Here is a 17,879-nt window from a genome sequence, read left to right as displayed (position 1 = left end):
TCGGCGCTGGCCCCGGGTCATGCTCGTACTGACCCTGCTCGGCGTCTTCTGCTGCTGCGGCCTCCCGGGCTACTACCTCTGGCCCGCCTGGCAGCAGTATCCGGCCCAGCCGGCCGAGCCCCTGCCGCAGCAGGTACGTGACCTGAGCCTGCAGGACGACCGGGACGGCAAGCAGGTGGTCGGGGACCTCAAGGCGGACCTGCGGGCCAGGAACTGGCTCGCCGAAGGGACGTTCGCCGCCGTCTACCGGGACGGGTCCGGCAAACGCGTGACGATCTTCGGCACCACCGGGTTCCGGTTCAACCCGGAATCCGACGTGACGAAGGAACTGGACGAGCTCCGCGACCAGTACCACCTCGGCGCCACGGAACCGGTCGAGACCGGTGTCCGGGGCGAGTACCGCGGCTGCACCACCGGCCGGGAGGACGGCGAGTCCGTTGTCCTCTGTACGACGGCGGACCACGGCAGCCTGGTCACCGGGCTGTTCACCCGACGGAGCCTCGACGAGAGCGCGGAGTTGCTGGACGCGATGCGCGCGGAGCTCGTACTGCGGCAGTGAGCCCGACCGACGGCCGGAGCCGGAGCCGACGACGGCCCGGCTCAGCCTCCGAGCATCGGGGTGCCGTCGTCCGGGGCGGCGGTGCGCGCCGGGGCGTACCGGGGCACGTACTCCTGGCCGGTCAGCTTCTGGATCTCCGTCATGATCTCGTCGGTGATCTCCCGGAGTGAGCTCCGGTCGGCCGGCCGGCCGGTGAAGTCGAGCGGCTCGCCGAAGCGCACCGTCACCTTCCCCGCGCCGAGCCGGGGCATCCGGGCCCCGATCGGCTGGACCTTCTCCGTGCCGATCATCCCGACCGGGATCACCGGCACCTCGGCGGCCAGGGCCAGCCGGGCCACCCCGGTACGTCCCCGGTAGAGCCGTCCGTCCGGTGACCGGGTCCCCTCCGGGTAGAGCGCGACCAGGTCACCCGCCCGCAGCACCGGAACGGCGCCGTCGAAGGCGGAGAGGGCCGCCCGGCCGCCGCTGCGCTCGACCCGGATCGCCCCGAGGCCTTCCACGACCGACCTGGTCAGCCAGCCTCGGACGCCGGTGCCGGTGAAGTACTCCGCCTTCGCCCAGAAGGCGAGGTGCCGGGGTACCACCGCGCCGAGGAAGAGTTCGTCGGCGACGGAGAGGTGGTTGCCCGCGAAGATCGCACCGCCGGTCGCCGGGATGTTCTCCAGGCCTTCGACGATGGGACGCCAGGCGAGCCGCAGGGCGGCGCCGACGGTGTACTGGCCGACGGTGTAGAGCAGCGGCACGGGACCTCCGGCGGTCGGGGGTGGTCGGGCGCTGTCACGGTAGCCGACGCCCGGCCGGCGGCTGCGGGTGACCGGTCGTTGCCGGAGCCGGAGCCGTCGGGTTGGCGGTGCCCGGAGGGAGGGCGGTGCCCGGGACACGATCGCCGTACCGCGTGCACCGCCCCCACCGACGTCACCGAAGAGACAGCCCTGCCGTCAGCGCTGACGTACCCGCACCGTCACCGGTTCGCCCTCGCCGACCTCACCGGCGAAGCCGTCGTCGCCGACCTGGTCGCGGTCGACGAAGTCGACCGTCTCGGCAAGCACCTCCCGGGCGACGAAGTCCCGGTACGCCCCGACCGCCGAGGTCACCTCCGGCGACGCCCCGACCACCAGGTCGATCCGGTCCGACACGTCCAGCCCGGCGTCCCGGCGGGCCTGCTGCACCACCCGGATCACGTCCCGGGCCAGCCCCTCGGCCGCCAGTTCCGGGGTGACCAGGGTGTCCAGCACCACCACACCCTCGCCACCGGGCAGCGGCGCGGAGTGCTCGGCGTCGGCCGGGACCAGCTTCAACTCGTACTCGCCGGTCTCCAGCCGGATACCGGCCGCCTCCGGTACGCCCTCGACCAGTGACCAGTCACCGGCCTTGACCGCCTTGATCACCGCCTGGACCTGCTTGCCGACCCGGGGTCCGAGCGCTCGGGGCACCACGGTCAGCACCTGCTCGCAGTAGTCGGTCAGCTCGTCGCTGAACTCGACCGCCTTGACGTTGACCTCGTCGGCGACCAGGTCGGCGAAGGGCCGCAGGCTCGCCGCCGCCGGACTGGCCACGGTCAGCTTCGACAGCGGCAGCCGGACCCGCAGGCCCTTCGCCTTGCGCAGCGACAGGGCCGCCGAAGCGACGTTACGGGTCGCGTCCATCGCGGCCACCAGGTTGTGGTCGGCCGGGAACTCGGTCGCGTCCGGCCAGTCGGCCAGGTGCACCGACCGCTCCCCGGTCAGCCCCCGCCAGACCTCCTCGGCGGTGAGCGGGGCCAGCGGGGCGAGCACCCGGCTCACCGTCTCCAGCACCGTGTACAGGGTGTCGAACGCGTCCCGGTCGCCGGACCAGAACCGGTCCCGGGACCGCCGGACGTACCAGTTGGTCAGCGCGTCCAGGAACGACCGGACCGAGCCGCAGGCACCGGAGATGTCGTACGCGTCGAGCTGCCCCTGCACCGTGGCGACGAGTTCCCCGGTCTTGGCCAGGACGTACCGGTCGAGCAGGTGCGTCGAGTCGAGGCGGCGCACCGCCGAATACCCGTCGGCGTTGGCGTAGAGGGTGAAGAAGTACCAGACGTTCCAGTACGGCAGCAGCACCTGACGCACCGAGTCCCGGATCGCCGTCTCGCTGACCACCACGTCCCCGCCGCGCAGCACGGGTGACGCCATCAGTGTCCAGCGCATCGCGTCCGAGCCGTACCTGTCGAACATCTCGTAGACGTCCGGGTAGTTGCGCAGGCTCTTGGACATCTTGCGCCCGTCCTCGCCGAGCACGATGCCGTGCACCACCGCGTTGCGGAACGCCGGCCGGTCGAACAGCGCGGTCGCCAGCACGTGCATGGTGTAGAACCAGCCCCGCACCTGCGGCAGGTACTCGACGATGAAGTCGCCCGGGTAGTGGTTCTCGAACCACTCCCGGTTCTCGAACGGGTAGTGCACCTGGGCGAACGGCATCGACCCGGACTCGAACCAGCAGTCCAGCACCTCCGGCACCCGGCGCATGGTGGACTTCCCGGTCGGGTCGTCCGGGTTCGGCCGGGTCAGCTCGTCGATCACCGGGCGGTGCAGGTCGGTGACCTTCACCCCGAAGTCACGCTCCAGCTCCTCGAGCGAGCCGTAGACGTCGACCCGCGGATAGTTCGGGTCGTCGGACTTCCAGACCGGGATCGGCGAGCCCCAGAACCGGTTCCGGCTGATCGACCAGTCCCGGGCGTTCGCCAGCCACTTGCCGAACGAGCCGTCCCGGACGTGTCCCGGCGTCCAGTTGATCTGCTGGTTCAGCTCGACCATCCGGTCCTTGACCTTGGTCACCGCCACGAACCAGGAGGAGACCGCCTTGTAGACCAGTGGGGTGTCGCAGCGCCAGCAGTGCGGGTACGCGTGGGTGTAGGTGTCCTGCCGGAGCACCACCCCGCGCTCCTTCAGCTCGCGGATCACCGACTTGTTGACGTCGAAGACCTGCTCACCCTGGTACGGCGGGACCAGCGCGGTGAACCGGGTGTGGTCGTCGACGGTGACGATGGTCGGGATCCCGGCCGCATTGCACGCCTTCTGGTCGTCCTCGCCGAAGGCCGGCGCCAGGTGCACCACCCCGGTGCCGTCCTCGGTGGTGACGAACTCGGCGCCGAGCACCTGGTACGCCTCCGACCCGGCCCGGTCGACCAGGAAGTCGTAGAGCGGGGTGTAGCGGCGTCCGACCAGGTCCCGGCCGTGCACCGTACCGACCTGGGTGAAGCCCTCCAGCTCCTTGGCGTACGCGCCGAGCCGGGCCGCCCCGACGACGTACCGTTCCCCGTCCCGCTCGAGGACGGCGTACTCGATGTCCGGCCCGACGGCGAGCGCCAGGTTCGACGGCAGGGTCCACGGCGTGGTGGTCCAGACCCCGACCTTGACCGGTCCACGCACCAGCTCGGGCGCGGTCTCGTCCGGGGTGAGGGTGAACCAGACGGTCAGCGTCGGGTCGTGCCGGTCCCGGTAGACGTCGTCCATCCGGGTCTCGGTGTTCGACAGCGGCGTCTCGCAGCGCCAGCAGTACGCCAGCACGCTGAAGCCCTCGTAGACGAGGCCCTTGGCGTGCAGCTGCCGGAACGCCCACATGACGCTTTCCATGTAGCTGAGGTCCAGCGTCTTGTAGTCGTTGCCGAAGTCGACCCAGCGGGCCTGCCGGTTGACGTACCGCTCCCACTCGTGGGTGTAGGCGAGCACCGACGTCCGGCAGGCGTCGTTGAACTTCGCCACCCCGAGGTCGAGGATCTCCGCCTTGGTGGTGATGCCGAGCTGCTTCTCCGCCTCCACCTCGGCCGGCAGGCCGTGGCAGTCCCAGCCGAAACGGCGCTCCACCCGGCGGCCCCGCATCGTCTGGTAACGCGGGATCACGTCCTTGGCGTAGCCGGTCAGCAGGTGGCCGTAGTGCGGCAGGCCGTTGGCGAACGGCGGGCCGTCGTAGAAGACGTACTCGTTGGCGCCGTCCGGGCCCGGGTCGCGGTGGTCGACGCTGGCCTCGAAGGTCTTGTCGGCCGTCCACTCGTCGAGCACCCGGCGTTCGACCGCCGGCAGGTCGGGACTGGCCGGCACGCCCGTGCCGGCGGGGGCGTTCTTGGGGTACGCCATCGCGGGTCGTTCTCCTCGGTGCAGCTCACTGGTCCGTGGTCTGCGAGGACGAGCCCTGGCCGCCGGAAACCGGCGCCCGCGGACCCGCGGTACCACCCCGCTTGGTGGCCGGAAATCAACCACCCGCTCATTGGCCGGCTGTGACGGGCCGGTCCCGTCCGGTTCTACTCGGGCCGTGTGGGCCCTTTCTTCCGGAGGCTCGCCGGTGATGGCCGGGTCGACGCCTGTGACCGTCAACGATACTCGACCCCGCCAGCCGCCCCCAGCCGATATCCGTCCCGACGCCGGGCGCCCGTCCGCGTCGGCGACGACAGCGGCAGGGCTCCGACGACACCGGCGGCTCCGACGACTCCGGCCGCAGCCACGGCTCCGACGGCCGCTTCGGCGGGGCCCCCGCGCCGGACCGGACCGACCTATCCCTGGGGCGGCGCGGGGGCCGAGCCACCCCCGCCCGTGCGGAACGGGGGTCCCCAGATGGCGTACGCCGCTACCGGGACGGGTGCCGGGACGTGGCAGCGATTGGCGTGCCTGGCCGTCCTGCTGGTCGCCGGCTGCACCGGGACCGCACCATCCGCCTGGTGCCGGGCGAGGCCCGACTCGTCTTCGGCCACGGACCGCTGATGATCAGCGTCGACGTGCTCACGTTCCGGCCGGACGACACCGGCCGAGAGAGCACGAGGTTGGCCCGCGAGACCGCCGCCGAGCTGGCCACCAAGCTGATCCGGGCGGTCGGGGACGGCGACTAGGCTTGCTGCCGTGATCCGTATCCAGCTGGACGAGCCGACGCTGGCCCGTACCCGGATCGCGATCAGCCCGCTCTGGGAGACGGTCTGCGGGCTCTACCTGCTGGCCCGGCACGGCGACGCCCAGCCCTGGCCGTACGCCGCCTGGGGGCGCCAGGCCCGGCGGGTGCTCACCGAGGTGCCGGCCGCCACACCGGCCCGGTTGTACCTGACCGCCAGCCCCTGGCTACCCGACTTCCTCTCCCCGGTGCCGCCCACCGCCGCCCCGAGCATCGAGGAGGAGTTGGCCGGGTTGCGGGCGACCGACCCGGACACCGTCGAGGAGCAGCTCCGGCGCTGGCCCGGCGGAGAACTTCCGGCGTGGCTGCGGCCGTTCCGGGACGACCCGTCCGGGGCGCTGGACCGGCTCGCCGACGGCCTCGAGGCGTACTGGGTGGCGGCGATGGCGCCGTTCTGGGGGCGGATGCGGGCCGCGCTGGACGAGGAGGTGCTGCACCGGGCCCGGGCGCTGGCCGCCGACGGGCCGGACGCGCTCCTGGCCGACCTGCACGACCGGGTGCGCTGGCAGCGGCCGACCCTGACCCTGGTGAAGTCGAACGAGCAGAGTTTCCAGATCGCCGACCAGCGTCTGCTGCTCATTCCGTTGATCTTCTCGCGCGGTGCCCTGGTCTGCTCCGCCGAACATCCCGAGGTGGTCGCGGTCTCCTACCAGGCCCGGGGCGCCGCGGTGCTGGCCGACGACGGGCCGGCGCCGCCGCCGGAGACCGGCACCGACCGGCTCGCCGTCCTGGTCGGCCGGGGCCGGGCCGCCGTACTGCGCGCGCTGGGGCGGCCGGCCAGCACCGCCGGGCTCGCCGCGACCCTCGGCCTCGCCCCCAGCACCGTCTCCGAACACCTCGGCGCGCTGCTCGCGGCGGGCGTGGTCAACCGGCGTCGGGTCGGCCGCCGGGTGCTGTACGGGCTGGAACCGGCCGGGCTGGCCCTGGTCAGCCTGCTCGACGTCACGGTGGCACACGGCGACGCGGCCCTGACCGGCGACGATCCGGTTACGGCACGCGCCTCCTGAGGATTCCGGCCGGTCGTCGGCGCCGGTCCCGCACATTCGGTGGACGCCGAATCGATTCCGCCGATCCGGGCCGGCTCCCTAGCCTCGCCGGCATGAGCGAGTACGCAATCGAGGCGGTCGGGCTGCACCGCACCTACCGCAGCCGTACCGGGTGGTCACGGCCCCGGCGCCGGGAGGTGACGGCGGTCCGCGGCGTCGACCTGACCGTCCGCCAAGGTGAGCTGTTCGGCCTGCTCGGCCCGAACGGCGCCGGCAAGACCACCACCATCAAGCTGCTGAACACGCTGCTCGTCCCGACCGCCGGCACCGCCCGGGTGGCCGGCTACGACGTGGTCCGGCAGACCCGCGAGGTACGGCGCCGGATCGGGTACGTCTTCGGCGGCGACCGGGGTCTGTACGACCGGCTCTCCGCCCGGGACAACCTGCGCTACTTCGCCGAACTCTACGGCGTCGCGCCCCGGGAGCAGCGGCGGCGGACCGCCGAACTGCTCGACCTGGTCGGGCTCACCGGTCGGGAGAACGAACGGGTCGAGGGCTACTCCCGGGGCATGCGCCAGCGGCTGCACATCGCCCGTGGCCTGCTGCACCGCCCCGAGGTCCTCTTCCTCGACGAGCCGTCGATCGGGGTGGATCCGGTCGCCGCCCGGGAACTGCGCCAGACCGTCGCCAGCCTCGCGGCGAACGGCACGACGGTGCTGCTGACCACGCACTACATGGCGGAGGCGGACGAACTCTGCGACCGGATCGCGGTGATCGCCGGGGGCCGGATCCGCGCCTCGGGTACGCCCGCCGAACTCAGGCGGCACGCCGAGGGCCGGCAGGTGCTGGAGGTCGAGGCGTACGGGGTGACCGACCGGCAACTCGCCGAGATCCACCGACTGCCCGGGGTACGGGAGGCGAGTCTGCAGGTGCTCGGCGCGGTCCAACTGCTCACCGTGCAGTCGGCGGTCGGCACCGACGTACAGGCCGAGGTGCTGCGGGTGCTGGCCGGAATCCGGCTGGGTCGGGTGCTGGGCCGCCAGCCCACCCTGGAGGACGCGTACGTGGCGATCGTCAGCGCCACGACCACGGCCGACGAGCCGACGCCCGAGCCGGCGGTGGCGGCATGAGGACGCTGCGGATGATCGCGCTCGGGGCGCTGCTGCACGTCAAGTACCAGAGCCGTTCCTCCCTGGAGATCACCATCGCGGTGCTGCTGCCGGTGGTCCAGGCGACCCTGGCGGTCTACCTGTTCCGGGCCGGCGGCCAGCCGGACCGGCTGCTGGAGGCGGCGGTCGGCGCCGGCCTGATGGGCATCTGGTCGTCGGTGCTGTTCGGCTCCGGCGGGGCGATCCAGAACCAGCGATGGCAGGGCACCCTGGAGATGCTGATCCTCGCACCCCGGTCGCCCGCGCTGGTGATCCTGCCGATCACCCTCGCCACCGCGCTGACCGGCACGTACGCGATGGTCGCGACCCTGCTCTGGGGTCGCCTGCTGTACGGCATCCCGCTCGACTTCGCCGATCCGTTCGCCTTCGCGGTCGCGGTTCCCGGCTGTGTCCTCGCGCTGGGCATGTTCGGGCTGCTGCTGGCGGCCACGTTTGTCCTGCTGCCCAACGCGAACGCGCTGGCCAACCCGTTGGACTACCCGATCTGGCTGGTCTCCGGGATGCTCGTGCCGGTCACCGCCCTGCCCGGCTGGACCACCCCGATCGCCGCCGTGCTGCCCACCACCTGGGGGGCCAGGGCGGTCCGCGAGGCGGCCACCGGCGCCGGCCCGGTCTGGCCGTCGCTGGGGATCTGCCTGGCGATCAGCCTCGGCTGTCTCGCGCTCGGCGCGGCGGTCATGTCCCGGGTGGAACGTCGGGCCCGCGCCGCCGCCACCCTCGCTCTGGCCTGAGGAGTCCACGTCGATGACCAGTCTGTTCCGTCTCGTCGGCGTCGGCGGCGTGATCGCCTACCGCGCGCTGTTCAACTGGACCACCCCGTCGATGTTCGTCGGCACCCTGCTCGTCGGTCCGCTGTTCCAACTGCTCTTCTTCGCCTACCTCGGCCGTCAGCTCGGGGTCGCCGACGACACCTTCTACATCGTCGGCAACGCCGTGCTGGCCGCCTCGTCCGCCGGTGTCTTCGGTGGCACGATGGCGGTCTCGAACGAACGCCGGTTCGGCACCCTCGGTCACGTGCTGCTCTCGCCGCGCAGCCGGACTGCGGTCTTCCTCGGCCGGGCGCTCCCGTACGCCGGCAACGGGCTGCTGATCGCGGCCTGCACGCTGGCCGGCGGCGCGCTGCTGCTCGGCCTGCGGATCCCGCCGCAGGCGCTGCCCGGCCTGCTGCTCGTCCTCGGCGCCGCCGCGCTGAGCTGTGGCTTCTTCGGCCTGACGTTGGGCGCGATCGGCCTGCGGTTCCGGGACGTGTGGCTGGTGTCGAACGTGTCGGTGACGCTGTTGCTGCTGCTCACCGGGGTGAACGTGCCGGCGACGGAGTTGCCGGCCGGGCTGCGGGCGGTCGGCGCGGTGCTGCCGGTCACCCACGCGGCGGAGGCGGCCCGCCGGCTGGTCGCCGGGGACGGCCTGGCCGCCGCGGCCGGCCCACTCGCCGTCGAGGTGCTGCTCGCGCTCGGGTACGCGCTGCTCGCCGCCGGGTTGCTCAAGGTGTTCGAGGCGGAGAGCCGTCGGCGGGCCTCCCTCGACACGCTCTGACCCGGGCCGCCGGGACACCGATCGCCGGGGTGCCGAGCGTCACAGCGCGGACTGTCACGCCGCGGCCCGCCGGTGCCGTCGTCCTGGCGTAACGGAAGAACCGGAGCGGGAGGTTGTCGTGAGTCGGCTGAACATGGCGTCGGTGGCACCGGAGGCGTACCAGGCGGTGCTGGGGCTGGAGAAGTACATCCGGGCGAACCTGGACCACACAGTGCTCGAACTGGTCAAACTGCGCGCCTCGATGCTCAACGGCTGCGCGTTCTGCGTCGACATGCACAGCCGGGAGGCGCTCGCGGCGGGCGAGTCGAGTCGGCGACTGTTCGGGGTGGCCGCGTGGCGGGAGGCGCCCTTCTTCGACGAGCGCGAGCGGACCGCGTTGGCGCTGACCGACGCGGTCACCCGGCTCGGCGAGCACGGGGTGCCGGACGACGTGTGGGAGGCCGCCGCCGAGGTGTGGTCGGAGAAGGAACTGGCGGACCTGGTGATGGCGATCGCCACAATCAACGTATGGAACCGAATCTCGGTGACCAGCCGGACCGAGCCGCCGACGGAGGTATGACGACCTCCGAGGCGACGCAGGCGGCCGGTGTGCTCGACGCGCACCGGCCGATGCTGCTCGGGCTCGCGTACCGGCTGCTCGGCAGCCTGCACGACGCGGAGGACGTGCTGCAGGAGACGTACCTGCGCTGGGCCGGCGTCGACCGCGCGACGGTGGTCGAACCCCGCCGCTACCTGTCCCGGGTGGTGACCCGGCTGGCCCTGGACCGGCTGCGGGCCCGGCAGGCGGCCCGGGAGACGTACGTCGGCCCGTGGCTGCCGGAGCCGGTGCCGACCGGGTCGTCGCCGTTCGGCCCGCTGGACAGCGCCGAACTGCGGGACTCCCTGTCGCTGGCGCTGCTGCACATCCTCGAGCGGCTCACCCCACCCGAGCGCGCGGTCTACGTGCTGCACACCGCGTTCGAGCTGCCGTACGCCGAGATCGCGGAGATCCTCGACCGGTCGGTGGCGGACTGCCGGCAGCTGCACCACCGGGCGGCGGCCCGGGTCGCCGCCGACCGGCCCCGGTTCACCGCCACCGCGGCCGAACAGCGCCGGCTGCTCGACGCGTTCCTGGCCGCCGCCCGCGACGGTGACCTGGCGCGGCTGACCAGCCTGGTCGCGGCCGAGGCCACCGCCTGGTCCGACGGCGGCGGCCGGGTCCGGGCGGCCCGCCGCCCGGTGTACGGCGCGGCGCGGGTCGCCCGCTTCTTCGCCGGTGTCTACGGGCGCCGGCCGACCGTCGAGGCGGCACCGGTCGAGCTGAACGGCGGGCCGGGGCTGCTGCTGCGCTGGCCCACCGGGACCCGCTACACGCTGACCGTCGCCGCGGCGGACGGCCGGCTCACCGGTCTCTATCTGGTGGGGAACCCGGAGAAGCTGACCCGGTTGCCGGGCTGACGGCCCGGACCCGGTACGGGCGACTGTCCGCCCGCCGCGTCCGACGGCGGGGCGGGGAGCGGCTCGGCCGAGCGAGCGGGCTCGGGTCGTTCCATTCCCGCCGGATCCGGCCTAGCCTGGCCTTAGCTAGGGAGGTCCACTGTGGCAGATGGTCGGCGGCGCCAGGTCGCGCCGGTACGTAAGCTCGTCGCCGCGGTGCTCGGCACCCTCGCCACCTTTGTCATGCTGTTCGGCGTCGGGATGCGCAGTTGGGCGATCGCGATGCTCGGGGTGGCCCTGATCGCCCTCGCCATCGGCCTGGTCGCGTTCACCGCGGTCCGCAGCGGCCCCCGGGCCTGGGTCACCGGCATCGGCCACGTGCACACCGTGACCGAGCCGCCGGCGTCGTCCGCCTTCGGCCGGTGCGAGCTGCAGATCGTGATCGACGCCCCGGGGGTACCGGCCCGTTCGGTGAAGATCCGTGATCCCCGGGTGCCGGTGGCGAAGTGGCCGGACCCGGGCGCCACGCTGCCGATCATGGTCGCCATCGACGACCAGCGGCACGTCCGGATCCTCTGGGACGAGGTGCTGACCCACGCCGAGGCCGCGGCCAGCGCCGACCTGCCGCCGCCGTTCGAGGGTGCCGACCCGCTCGGCGACGACATCCTGATCGAGCAGGAGACCCCGCCGTGGGCGCGCGGCGCCCGGGACGACACCCCGTACCCGGACGAGCCGCTCGACCTCCCCGACGATCCCCTGGCTGGGCCCTCCTACGACGATCGGCTGGACGAGCCGTTCCCCGACGACCGGCCGCCGGCCCCCCCGCCGGAGGACCGGCGTACCGTCGTCGACCCGGAACCGCTCGACGACGACCCGCCGCCACCGCGTGACGACCTCGGCCCGCACCGCGACGAACCGGTGGTGGTACGTCAGACGCCGGGCGGCACGATCGTGCTGGAGGGGACCCTGGTCGAGCCACCACCGACCACCACGCCGCTGCCGCGCCGTCCCCGTCCGGGTCCGAACGGCGAGGCCCGGCGACCGAGTCCCGGCCCGAACGCGGACACCGCGGCCGCGCCCCAGCCCGCCGCGACAGTGACCGACGCGGTCGACCCGGACGGTCCCCCGCCGGCCCCGCCCGCGCCGGGTCAACGGTCCGGCACCCCGGCCGAGGACATCGAGATCGACATCGACCTGGACGACCCCGGACCCGGTGGTCGGCGGTCCGAACCGGCGGCCGAGGCATCCGCCGCTGCCGCCGGCCCGACGGTGCCCTCCTCCGACGACGAGGCGATCCTGGAGAACCTGAGCGCCACCCCGCCGCCCGCCCGGCTCGGCGAGTCCGGTCCGATCGCCGGCGTCGGGATCACCCTGCTCGTCACCGATCTCGAACGTTCGATCGCGTTCTACCGGGACCTGCTCGGTTTCTTCGAGATCGACGGCGGCGACGGCAACGCGATCCTCGCCTCCGGGGCGACCCGGCTGGTGCTGCGGGCCATTCCCGAGGTGGCCCCGATCAACCGCCGCCTGGTGCACCTCAACCTCGAGGTCAACGACGTGCACGCGGTCCACGAGGAACTGGTCGCCAAGGGCGTGCGGTTCACCTACGCCCCACGGGCGGTCAACCGGGGCGCCAAACTCGAACTCTGGGCCGCCGCCTTCCGGGACCCGGACGGGCACGGCATCGCGTTGACCCAGTGGCGCGACCGGGCGGCCGGCTGACGTGTCCGCCCGCCCGCCGGCCGGCTCAGCCGAGGATGACCCGGCGGACGTGCAGTACGTACACCCAGACCGCCCCGAAGATCAACCCCAGTACGCCGAGCGACCAGTGCAGGAACCCGGAGAGCAGCAGCAGCGCCTGCAGTACGGTGCCGGCGTGCCAGGCCCAGGACCGGCGCAGACTCCCGGCGAGGAGTGCCGCGAGCACGGCCAGCCCGACGACCACCCCGATGGCGGCACCGCCCAGGTCACCGCCGAGCAGCCGGATCGGCTGGATGGCGAGCAGCAGGACGACCGTCTGCACGCTCAGCGTCAACGCACCCAGGCCGCGTACCGCCCGGTCCGGGTTCCGCAGTCCGGACGGCCGCCCCGCCGGACCGCCACCGAACGTCGTCGGTTCGCCGGACGTCGTCGCCTCGTTCCGCGCTGCCGCCTCGTCCGCAGCCGTCCGGTCGCCGGACACCGATCCCCCGGTCGCCTGCGGCCCACCGGCCGGCTGCTGGCCGCTCATCGCTTCAGTAGCCGGCGCGCGTCGGCGACCGTGACCACCGAGCCGGTAATCAGCACACCCACCCCGCTCAGCTCCCCCACCACGTCCGACTCCGCCAGGCCCACCGCCGCCTCGATCGCGTCCGGCAGCTCCGACGCCACCTCGACCCGGTCCTCTCCGAAGATCTCGGTGGCGAGCCGGCCCAGTTCGGCGGCGGGCATCGCCCGCGGTGAACTGTTCTGGGTGACCACCACCGCGTCCACCACCGGCTCCAGCAACTCCAGCAGGCTGCCCGCGTCCTTGTCGGCGAGCACCCCGACCAGGGCGACCAGTCGGCTGAACGCGAACTCCTCCTGCAGCGCGGTCACCGTCGCCGCCATTCCGGCCGGGTTGTGCGCGCCGTCGAGCAGGATCGTCGGCGCCGACCGGACCCGTTCCAACCGCCCGGGTGAGTCGGCGCTGGCGAAGCCCTGGCGTACCGTCTCGACGTCGAGCTGGCGGGACGCCCCGGCACCGAGGAACGCCTCGACGGCGGCGAGCGCCACCGCGGCGTTCTGCGCCTGGTGCGCCCCGTGCAGCGGGATGAAGACCTCGTCGTAGACCCCACCGAGCCCCTGCAGGGACAACACCTGCCCGCCGACCGCGACGGCCCGCCGCAGGACGCCGAACTCGCTGCCCTCCCGGGCGATGGTGGCGTCCACCTCGACACAGCGTTCCACCAGCGGCCGGACCGCCTCGTCCGGCTGCGCGGCCGAGATCACCGTGGCGCCCTTGTGGATGATGCCCGCCTTGGCCAGCGCGATGTCCTCGATGGTGTCGCCGAGCCACTCGGTGTGGTCGAGCCCGATCGGGGTGATCACGCAGACCCCGGCACCGAGGACGTTTGTGGAGTCCTCCGCCCCGCCGAGCCCGACCTCGACGACCGCCACGTCCACCGGCGCGTCCGCGAAGGTGGCGAAGGCGAGCGCCGTGGTCATGTCGAAGTACGTCAGCGGCTCGGCGGCCCGTTCGTCGACGAGCCGGGCCAGCGGCGCCACCTCGCGGTAGACCGAGACGAACCGTTCCTCGCTGACCGGCTCGCCGTCCAGGCTGATCCGCTCCCGGACGGTCTCCAGGTGCGGGCTGGTGTAGCGGCCGGTGTGCAGCCCGAACGCCCGGAGCAGCGAGTCGATCATGCGGGCCGTCGAGGTCTTGCCGTTCGTCCCGGTCAGGTGGATCGCCGGGTACGCCCGCTGCGGGCTGCCCAGCACGTCCAGCAGCTCCTCGATCCGCCCCAGGTCGAAGACCATCCGGGTGAAGCCCCGTTCGGCCAGCTCCGCCTCGACGGCGCCGAATTCGGTCGTCCGCCCGCCCCGCTCTGTCACCACGTTCCCCTGTCGCCGTGCCACGGTCAGCGCAGCGCGGCCAGCGCGGCGTTGATCCGTTCGAGGTCCGCCTCGGCCGAGGCGAGCCGCTCCCTGATCTTGTCGACCACCGGGGCCGGCGCCTTGTCGACAAACGCCGGGTTGGCCAGCTTCCCCCGCGCCTGGGCGAGTTCCTTCTCGGCCGCGGCCCGGTCCTTCTCCAGCCGGGCCCGCTCGGCGGCGACGTCGATCGAGCCCCGGGTGTCCAGGGCGACCGTCACCGTCCCGGTCACCGCGAGCGTGGCGCTGGCCTGGAAGTCCGCCCCCGCCTCGTCGAGCCGGACCAGGGACCGGATCAGCCCCCCGTGTGCGGCGATGCCGGCGGCGGCCAGCCCGTCGAGCCGGGCCGCCACCCGCTGCGCCGGGCGCAGTCCCTGGTCGGAACGGAACCGACGGATCTCGGTGACGACCCGCTGGAGTTCGACCACCTCACGTTCGGCCGCCTCGTCGACCAGCGCGGGTACGGCTGTCGGCCAGGCCGCGACCATCACCGAGGCGTCGGCGTCGCCGCCGACCCCGGTCAACGCGGTCCAGAGCTCGTCGGTGACGAACGGCACCACCGGGTGCAGCAGCCGCAGCAGCTGGTCGAGGACGTGCCCGAGCACCCGCCGGGTCGCCTCGGCCCGCTCACCACCGGCGGCCAGCACCGGCTTGGCCAGCTCGACGTACCAGTCGCAGACGTCGTCCCAGGCGAAGTGGTACAGCACGTCGCAGACCTTGGCGAACTCGTACGCCTCGAACTGCCGGTCGACCTCGGCCGTCACCTGTTGCAGCCGGGACAGGATCCACCGGTCCACGGTCGACAGCCGGGACGTCTCCGGCAGCTCACCGTCGACGTGGGCGCCGTTCATCAGGGCGAACCGGGTGGCGTTCCAGAGCTTGTTGCAGAAGTTGCGGGAGCCCTGGCACCACTCGTCGCTGACCGGCACGTCCTGTCCGGGGTTGGCGCCCCGGGCCAGGGTGAACCGGGTCGCGTCGGCGCCGTAGCGCTCGATCCAGTCCAGCGGGTCGACGACGTTGCCGAACGACTTCGACATCTTCTTGCCGAACTGGTCGCGGACCATGCCGTGCAGCGCGATGGTGTCGAACGGCTGCCGCCCGTCCATCGCGTACAGGCCGAACATCATCATCCGGGCGACCCAGAAGAAGAGGATGTCGTAGCCGGTGACCAGGACGCTGGTCGGATAGAACTTGGCCAGGTCGGCGGTCTGCTCGGGCCAGCCGAGGGTGGAGAACGGCCACAGTCCGCTGGAGAACCAGGTGTCGAGCACGTCGGTGTCCTGGTGCCAGCCCTCGCCGGTCGGCGGCTCCTCGTCGGGTCCGACGCAGCGGACCTCGCCGTCGGGGCCGTACCAGATCGGGATCCGGTGGCCCCACCACAGCTGGCGGGAGATGCACCAGTCGTGCATGTTGTCGACCCAGGCGAAGTAGCGCTTGGCCAGGTCGGCCGGTTCGATCTTCACCCGGCCGTCCCGGACGGCGTCGCCGGCGGCCCGGGCCAGCGGCCCGGTGTTGACGAACCACTGCAGCGACAGCCGCGGCTCGACGGTGGTACGGCAGCGTGAGCAGTGCCCGACCGCGTGCACGTACGGCCGCTTCTCCGCGACGACCCGGCCCTGCTCGCGCAGCGCGGCGACGATCGCCGGCCGGGCCTCGAACCGGTCCAGACCCTCGAACGGCCCGGGTGCGGTGATCACACCCCGCTCGTCCATGATCGTCAGCGACGGCAGGTTGTGCCGCTGCCCGATCTCGAAGTCGTTCGGGTCGTGCGCCGGGGTCACCTTGACCATGCCGGTGCCGAAGCTGGGGTCGACGTGCTCGTCCCCGACGATCGGGATCCGCCGCCCGGTGAGCGGCAGTTCGACCTCGGTGCCGATCAGGTGCTTGTACCGCTCGTCGTCCGGGTGCACCGCGACCGCGGTGTCGCCGAGCATCGTCTCGGCCCGGGTGGTGGCGACCACCACCTCGTCGCTGTACCGGATGGAGACGAGTTCACCGTCGTCGTCGGTGTGCTCCACCTCGATGTCCGACAGCGCGGTCAGGCAGCGCGGACACCAGTTGATGATCCGTTCCGCGCGGTAGATCAGGCCGTCGTCGTACAACTTCTTGAAGATCGTCTGTACGGCCCGGGACAGGCCCTCGTCCATGGTGAAGCGCTCGCGGTCCCAGTCGACCGAGTCACCGAGCCGGCGCATCTGGCCGAGGATCTTGCCGCCGGACTCGGCCTTCCACTGCCAGACCCGCTCGACGAACTTCTCCCGCCCAAGGTCGTGCCGGGAGAGCCCTTCGCCGGCGAGCTGCCGCTCGACGAGGTTCTGGGTGGCGATGCCGGCGTGGTCCATGCCGGGCAGCCAGAGCGCCTCGTAGCCCTGCATCCGCCGACGCCGGGTGAGCGCGTCCATCAGGGTGTGCTCGAACGCGTGGCCCATGTGCAGCGAGCCGGTCACGTTCGGCGGCGGGATGACGATGGTGAACGGGGGCTTGTCGCTGTCGGCCGAGGCCCGGAAGTGCCCCGCCGATACCCACGCCTCGTACCGCCGGCTCTCTACCTCGCCCGGCTGGTACTGGGCGGACAGGGTCGGGGTCGGCGTGCGGTGGGGGTCCAGAGTCTCGGTCACCCGCAAAGTCTACGGAGCGCCGCCGGGTACGTCGTGCGCCACCTCCCCCTTCGCGTACGGTGGCGGGCATGTCCGATGCCCCCCTCTCCGATCGGCGTCCATCGGTCGAGCCGGAGCCCATCGAGATGACGTCGGAACCGGTCGTACTGGATCAGACGGCACCGTCGGGCGACGACCTGTTCGGCGCCGACGGCCGGTCCGACGAGCCGGCCGCCCGGGCGGGGATGTCCCGGCGCCGCCGGATCGTCCTCGGCTCGGTGCTGGCGCTCGCGATTGTCGGTGCCGCCGGGCTGGGCACCGTCGGCTGGCGGATCGCCACGGAGAAGGACGCGGCGCTCGGCACCCCGGCCGAGGTCGCCGGGCTGACCCTGGACGTGAGCGAACGCGCCCGGACGACCGCCGACTACCTGCGGACCGGGTTCACCGCCGACATCGTCGACGCCGAGCAGAGCATCGGTGCCGTGTACGCCGATCCGGCCGCGCCGAACCGCAGTGTGCTGTTGTTCGGTGGCACCGCGCTGGTCTGGCAGCCGGAGCGTAGCCTCGACCGGCTCTTCGACCTGGTCTCGGAGGGCGAGGGCGCGATCGACGGCGTCCGTGAGGTGCCGGCCGGTCAGTTCGGCGGTGTCATGAAGTGCGGTACGAGCACCGGCGAGGGCAGTGACATCGCGGTCTGTGGCTGGGCCGACCACGGCAGCGTGGTGATGGCGATGTTCCCGGGACGTGACGTCAACGAGTCCGCCGACCTGCTCCGAGACATCCGGGCCGCCATACAGCGCCGGAGCTGACCGGTTCCGCTTCCCGTACGTCGGTTTCGCGGCGTGCTCCGATTTTCTGCCCCGGTCCTGTCGACGCTGTCGCGGGATTAGCGGCACAGGTCCCAGCGACGCGGCGGCGGTAAAACGAGCGGGAAAACAGTTGTGGGGCCTACCCGCAAAGGGTCGGCCCCACACTGAAAGAATGTCCGGCGGTGTCCTACTCTCCCACACCCTCACGAGTGCAGTACCATCGGCGCTGGAAGGCTTAGCTACCGGGTTCGGAATGTAACCGGGCGTTTCCCTTCCGCCATAACCGCCGTAACCCTATC

Annotated in this window: 15 protein-coding genes and 1 rRNA gene; 10 read left to right on the top strand and 6 right to left on the bottom strand. The window is 72.5% G+C overall.

Annotated features, from left to right (window positions below; genetic code table 11):
• Positions 1-19 precede the first annotated feature (19 nt).
• A complete protein-coding gene (locus tag ABGB21_RS17110) occupies positions 20-559 on the top strand; it encodes a hypothetical protein (protein ID WP_347678507.1) in 540 nt (179 codons plus the stop codon).
• Between the two features lie 41 nt (positions 560-600).
• Here ABGB21_RS17110 and ABGB21_RS17105 read toward each other — a convergent pair whose 3' ends face one another.
• Positions 601-1,302 (bottom strand): lysophospholipid acyltransferase family protein, encoded by a 702-nt coding sequence (locus tag ABGB21_RS17105; protein ID WP_347658095.1) that lies wholly within the window; start codon positions 1,300-1,302, stop codon positions 601-603.
• A gap of 195 nt (positions 1,303-1,497) precedes the next feature.
• On the bottom strand, positions 1,498-4,656 hold the full coding sequence (gene ileS / locus ABGB21_RS17100) for an isoleucine--tRNA ligase (protein ID WP_347658096.1): 3,159 nt from the start codon (positions 4,654-4,656) through the stop codon (positions 1,498-1,500).
• A gap of 578 nt (positions 4,657-5,234) precedes the next feature.
• Here ileS and ABGB21_RS17095 point away from each other — a divergent pair.
• The 8 genes from ABGB21_RS17095 to ABGB21_RS17060 all read left to right on the top strand — a co-directional run bounded on the left by ABGB21_RS17095 (position 5,235) and on the right by ABGB21_RS17060 (position 12,284).
• The gene (locus ABGB21_RS17095) at positions 5,235-5,402 is read left to right on the top strand and encodes a hypothetical protein (protein ID WP_347658097.1); all 168 of its coding nucleotides are present in this window, start codon (positions 5,235-5,237) and stop codon (positions 5,400-5,402) included.
• Between the two features lie 10 nt (positions 5,403-5,412).
• On the top strand, positions 5,413-6,465 hold the full coding sequence (locus ABGB21_RS17090) for a helix-turn-helix domain-containing protein (RefSeq protein WP_347678505.1): 1,053 nt from the start codon (positions 5,413-5,415) through the stop codon (positions 6,463-6,465).
• 92 nt (positions 6,466-6,557) lie between these two features.
• Complete coding sequence (locus ABGB21_RS17085) at positions 6,558-7,574, top strand: ABC transporter ATP-binding protein (RefSeq protein ID WP_347658099.1); 1,017 nt, start codon at positions 6,558-6,560, stop codon at positions 7,572-7,574.
• Entirely contained in the window at positions 7,571-8,344 is a 774-nt protein-coding gene (locus ABGB21_RS17080) for an ABC transporter permease (RefSeq protein WP_347658100.1), read from the top strand. The genes ABGB21_RS17085 and ABGB21_RS17080 overlap by 4 nt, the downstream gene beginning before the upstream one ends.
• 13 nt (positions 8,345-8,357) lie before the next feature.
• Entirely contained in the window at positions 8,358-9,146 is a 789-nt protein-coding gene (locus ABGB21_RS17075; protein ID WP_347658101.1) for an ABC transporter permease, read from the top strand.
• A gap of 118 nt (positions 9,147-9,264) precedes the next feature.
• The gene (locus tag ABGB21_RS17070) at positions 9,265-9,705 is read left to right on the top strand and encodes a carboxymuconolactone decarboxylase family protein (RefSeq protein WP_347658103.1); all 441 of its coding nucleotides are present in this window, start codon (positions 9,265-9,267) and stop codon (positions 9,703-9,705) included.
• Positions 9,702-10,583: an RNA polymerase sigma factor SigJ gene (gene sigJ / locus ABGB21_RS17065; protein ID WP_347658104.1), complete on the top strand. Its 882-nt coding sequence runs from the start codon at positions 9,702-9,704 to the stop codon at positions 10,581-10,583. Before ABGB21_RS17070 ends, sigJ begins: the two co-directional genes overlap by 4 nt.
• Before the next feature lie 141 nt (positions 10,584-10,724).
• The gene (locus ABGB21_RS17060; protein WP_347658105.1) at positions 10,725-12,284 is read left to right on the top strand and encodes a VOC family protein; all 1,560 of its coding nucleotides are present in this window, start codon (positions 10,725-10,727) and stop codon (positions 12,282-12,284) included.
• 25 nt (positions 12,285-12,309) lie between these two features.
• Here ABGB21_RS17060 and ABGB21_RS17055 read toward each other — a convergent pair whose 3' ends face one another.
• From ABGB21_RS17055 to ABGB21_RS17045, 3 genes are read right to left on the bottom strand one after another with little or no spacing between them, the layout of a single operon-like run.
• Complete coding sequence (locus ABGB21_RS17055) at positions 12,310-12,792, bottom strand: DUF4233 domain-containing protein (RefSeq protein WP_347678503.1); 483 nt, start codon at positions 12,790-12,792, stop codon at positions 12,310-12,312.
• Entirely contained in the window at positions 12,789-14,135 is a 1,347-nt protein-coding gene (locus ABGB21_RS17050; RefSeq protein WP_347678501.1) for a folylpolyglutamate synthase/dihydrofolate synthase family protein, read from the bottom strand. The genes ABGB21_RS17055 and ABGB21_RS17050 overlap by 4 nt, the downstream gene beginning before the upstream one ends.
• Positions 14,136-14,161: 26 nt before the next feature.
• Positions 14,162-16,792: a valine--tRNA ligase gene (locus tag ABGB21_RS17045; protein WP_347678499.1), complete on the bottom strand. Its 2,631-nt coding sequence runs from the start codon at positions 16,790-16,792 to the stop codon at positions 14,162-14,164.
• A gap of 68 nt (positions 16,793-16,860) precedes the next feature.
• Here ABGB21_RS17045 and ABGB21_RS17040 point away from each other — a divergent pair, with 68 nt between their 5' ends.
• Positions 16,861-17,580 carry a hypothetical protein gene (locus ABGB21_RS17040; RefSeq protein ID WP_347678497.1) on the top strand — a complete coding sequence of 240 codons (720 nt, stop codon included), beginning with the start codon at positions 16,861-16,863 and terminating at the stop codon, positions 17,578-17,580.
• A 174-nt stretch (positions 17,581-17,754) separates the two neighbouring features.
• On the opposite strand, the gene rrf is transcribed toward ABGB21_RS17040, so the two are convergent.
• Positions 17,755-17,871 (bottom strand): 5S ribosomal RNA (rrf, locus tag ABGB21_RS17035).
• Positions 17,872-17,879: the final 8 nt, after the last annotated feature.

The sequence above is a fragment of the Plantactinospora sp. B24E8 genome (assembly GCF_039871735.1).
Taxonomy (GTDB): domain Bacteria; phylum Actinomycetota; class Actinomycetes; order Mycobacteriales; family Micromonosporaceae; genus Plantactinospora.
Note: the sequence above shows the minus strand (reverse complement) of the source record. Positions and strands in the feature narration are given on the sequence as shown.

Excerpts from the sequence above, each read along its gene's own strand:
- ABGB21_RS17085 (WP_347658099.1), top strand. The coding sequence starts at position 6,558 with ATGAGCGAGTACGCAATCGAGGCGGTCGGGCTGCACCGCACCTACCGC.
- ABGB21_RS17040 (WP_347678497.1), top strand. The coding sequence starts at position 16,861 with ATGTCCGATGCCCCCCTCTCCGATCGGCGTCCATCGGTCGAGCCGGAG.
- ileS (WP_347658096.1), bottom strand. The coding sequence starts at position 4,656 with ATGGCGTACCCCAAGAACGCCCCCGCCGGCACGGGCGTGCCGGCCAGT.
- ABGB21_RS17075 (WP_347658101.1), top strand. The coding sequence starts at position 8,358 with ATGACCAGTCTGTTCCGTCTCGTCGGCGTCGGCGGCGTGATCGCCTAC.
- ABGB21_RS17110 (WP_347678507.1), top strand. The coding sequence starts at position 20 with ATGCTCGTACTGACCCTGCTCGGCGTCTTCTGCTGCTGCGGCCTCCCG.
- sigJ (WP_347658104.1), top strand. The coding sequence starts at position 9,702 with ATGACGACCTCCGAGGCGACGCAGGCGGCCGGTGTGCTCGACGCGCAC.
- ABGB21_RS17055 (WP_347678503.1), bottom strand. The coding sequence starts at position 12,792 with ATGAGCGGCCAGCAGCCGGCCGGTGGGCCGCAGGCGACCGGGGGATCG.
- ABGB21_RS17080 (WP_347658100.1), top strand. The coding sequence starts at position 7,571 with ATGAGGACGCTGCGGATGATCGCGCTCGGGGCGCTGCTGCACGTCAAG.